Annotated in this window: 1 pseudogene; it reads left to right on the top strand. The window is 34.0% G+C overall.

The features are described 5' to 3' along the window. Nucleotides 1–169: pseudogene (gene kapD / locus SB717_RS37915) on the top strand (3'-5' exonuclease KapD); the annotation flags it as partial. Nucleotides 170–253: the final 84 nt, after the last annotated feature.

Here is a 253-nt window from a genome sequence, read left to right as displayed (position 1 = left end):
AAAAGTAGGGACAGGGAAGCATCATTGTGCGCTTGATGATGCGATGACGACGTACAATATTTTTAAACTAGTAGAAAAAGATAAAGAGTATTTAGTAAAACCAGCACCTCCAACATTAGGAGAACTCGTTGATTTTTCAAAAGTGTTAAAGAAAGTGAGCACACAGTAACGACCAAATTGCACATTATGTAATTTGGTCGTTTTGTTTTTTAAAGTTTGTAGTCTTTCTTTAACTGTTCTAATGTTTCTAGAC

The organism is Priestia sp. SIMBA_032 (assembly GCF_046535215.1).
GTDB classification, from domain to species: domain Bacteria; phylum Bacillota; class Bacilli; order Bacillales; family Bacillaceae_H; genus Priestia; species Priestia aryabhattai.
Note: the sequence above shows the minus strand (reverse complement) of the source record. Positions and strands in the feature narration are given on the sequence as shown.